A 2,500-nucleotide genomic window follows, 5' to 3' on the forward strand; every position below is an offset into this window, starting at 1 on the left:
AATCATGTTCGGCAGGCTGAAGGACTGGCGGCGCGTCGCCACGCGCTATGATCGCTGCCCGACCGTCTTCCTCTCCGCCATAGCCCTCGCCGCAACCATCCTGTTCTGGCTATGAGTCCTGACCCTAGCGTGGCTCGGCGAAGGCGACCAAGCGCCGACCGGCACTGCGACATGCGAAAAGCCCCGCAGGCGGAACCTGCGGGGCTGAATTCTTGGGTGCGGGAGTAGGATTTGAACCTACGACCTTCAGGTTATGAGCCTGACGAGCTACCGGGCTGCTCCATCCCGCGGCAAACGGTAGGGTGAAGGAAGATTTCGAGAGAGATTTTCATTCTGTCTGTCAGATAGACCTGGCGGCGACCTACTCTCCCGCGCCTTAAGACGAAGTACCATCGGCTCTGGAGGGCTTAACGACCGAGTTCGGAATGGGATCGGGTGGGGAACCTCCGACATAGCCACCAGGTCAATCGGACAGACAGAAATGAGAAGACATTGTCATCGAATAATCGAATGAGTTTTGCTGAGAAACGATCAAGCCGATCGGATTATTAGTACCAGTAAGCTTCATGCGTCGCCGCACTTCCACACCTGGCCTATCAACGTGGTAGTCTTCCACGATCCTCAGCGAAGCCTTGTTTTGAGGTTAGTTTCCCGCTTAGATGCTTTCAGCGGTTATCTATTCCATACTTAGCTACCCTGCTGCACAGCTGGCGCCATGACAGGTCCACCAGAGGTATGTCCATCCCGGTCCTCTCGTACTAGGGACAGATCCTCTCAAGCTTCGAACACCCACGGCAGATAGGGACCAAACTGTCTCACGACGTTCTGAACCCAGCTCACGTACCACTTTAATCGGCGAACAGCCGAACCCTTGGGACCTGCTCCAGCCCCAGGATGTGATGAGCCGACATCGAGGTGCCAAACTTTCCCGTCGCTGTGGACGCTTGGGGAAAATCAGCCTGTTATCCCTAGAGTACCTTTTATCCGTTGAGCGATGGCCCTTCCATGCGGGACCACCGGATCACTATGGCCGACTTTCGTCTCTGCTCGACTTGTCAGTCTCGCAGTCAGGCGAGCTTATGCCATTGCACTCGACGAGCGATTTCCGACCGCTCTGAGCTCACCATCGCGCGCCTCCGTTACACTTTGGGAGGCGACCGCCCCAGTCAAACTACCCACCACGCCATGTCCCGGACCCGGATAACGGGCCTCGGTTAGACGTCAACGACAGTAAGGGTGGTATTTCAAGGATGACTCCACCGGTGCTGGCGCCCCGGTTTCATAGTCTCCCACCTATCCTACACATACGGTCGCTAACGCCAAGGCGAAGCTATAGTAAAGGTTCATAGGGTCTTTCCGTCTGACCGCGGGAACCCCGCATCTTCACGGGGAATTCAATTTCACTGAGCCTGTGCTGGAGACAGTGGGGAAGTCGTTACGCCATTCGTGCAGGTCGGAACTTACCCGACAAGGAATTTCGCTACCTTAGGACCGTTATAGTTACGGCCGCCGTTTACCTGGGCTTCAGTTCGACGCTTTCACATCTCCCTTTAACCTTCAGGCACCGGGCAGGCGTCAGACCCTATACGTCGCATTGCTGCTTCGCAGAGCCCTGTGTTTTTGCTAAACAGTCGCTACCCCCTGGCTTGTGCCACTCTCACCTGCTTGCGCAAGGAGAGTCACGCTTATTCCGAAGTTACGCGTGCAATTTGCCGAGTTCCTTCAGCACAGTTCTCTCAAACGCCTTGGTATACTCTACCTGACCACCTGTGTCGGTTTCGGGTACGGTCTCTGCTGGAGTTATTTCCAGGGACAACGCCACCGCCGGGAACAATCCAATAAGCCCCGACGATTTATGCCATCCGTCACTTCCAGCTGGTGCAGGAATATTTACCTGCTTCCCATCGACTACGCTTTTCAGCCTCGCCTTAGGGGCCGACTAACCCTGCGCAGATTAGCTTTACGCAGGAACCCTTGGTCTTTCGGCGGGAGTGTCTCTCACACTCCTATCGTTACTCATGTCAGCATTCTCACTTCCGATACCTCCAGCCAGGCTCACGCCTGACCTTCACCGGCTTACGGAACGCTCCGCTACCGCGCACTTACGTGCACCCATACCTTCGGCGACTGGCTTGAGCCCCGTTACATTTTCCGCGCAGGATCGCTTGATCAGTGAGCTGTTACGCTTTCTTTAAAGGATGGCTGCTTCTAAGCCAACCTCCTGATTGTCAAAGCAATCCCACATCGTTTCCCACTTAGCCAGTACTTGGGGGCCTTAGATGATGGTTAGGGTTGTTTCCCTTTTCACGACGGACGTTAGCACCCGCCGTGTGTCTGCCAGATAGTTCTCTCGGGTATTCGGAGTTTGGTTAGTATTGGTACAGCTCGCGCCGCCCGCAACCATCCAGTGCTCTACCCCCCGAGGAATACATCTGACGCTCTACCTAAATAGATTTCGCGGAGAACCAGCTATGTCCAGGTTTGATTGGCCTTTCACCCC

The 2,500-nt window shown here is 55.3% G+C and carries 1 tRNA gene, 2 rRNA genes and 1 pseudogene (1 of these 4 cut by a window edge); 1 reads left to right on the forward strand and 3 read right to left on the reverse strand.

Going from position 1 to position 2,500, the window contains the following annotated elements:
* Positions 1 to 115 (forward strand): annotated as a pseudogene (locus tag ACO2Q1_RS03915) (IS5/IS1182 family transposase); the annotation flags it as partial.
* Positions 116 to 213: 98 nt separating this feature from the next.
* Here ACO2Q1_RS03915 and ACO2Q1_RS03920 read toward each other — a convergent pair.
* The 3 genes from ACO2Q1_RS03920 to ACO2Q1_RS03930 all read right to left on the reverse strand — a co-directional run.
* A tRNA-Met gene (locus ACO2Q1_RS03920) sits at positions 214 to 290 on the reverse strand.
* A 58-nt stretch (positions 291 to 348) separates the two neighbouring features.
* Positions 349 to 463, reverse strand: a 5S ribosomal RNA gene (gene rrf, locus ACO2Q1_RS03925).
* A gap of 64 nt (positions 464 to 527) precedes the next feature.
* Positions 528 to 2,500, reverse strand: a 23S ribosomal RNA gene (locus tag ACO2Q1_RS03930) (it continues 805 nt past the right edge of the window).

Source organism: Brevundimonas sp. VNH65 (genome assembly GCF_049445955.1).
Classification (GTDB): Bacteria; Pseudomonadota; Alphaproteobacteria; order Caulobacterales; family Caulobacteraceae; genus Brevundimonas.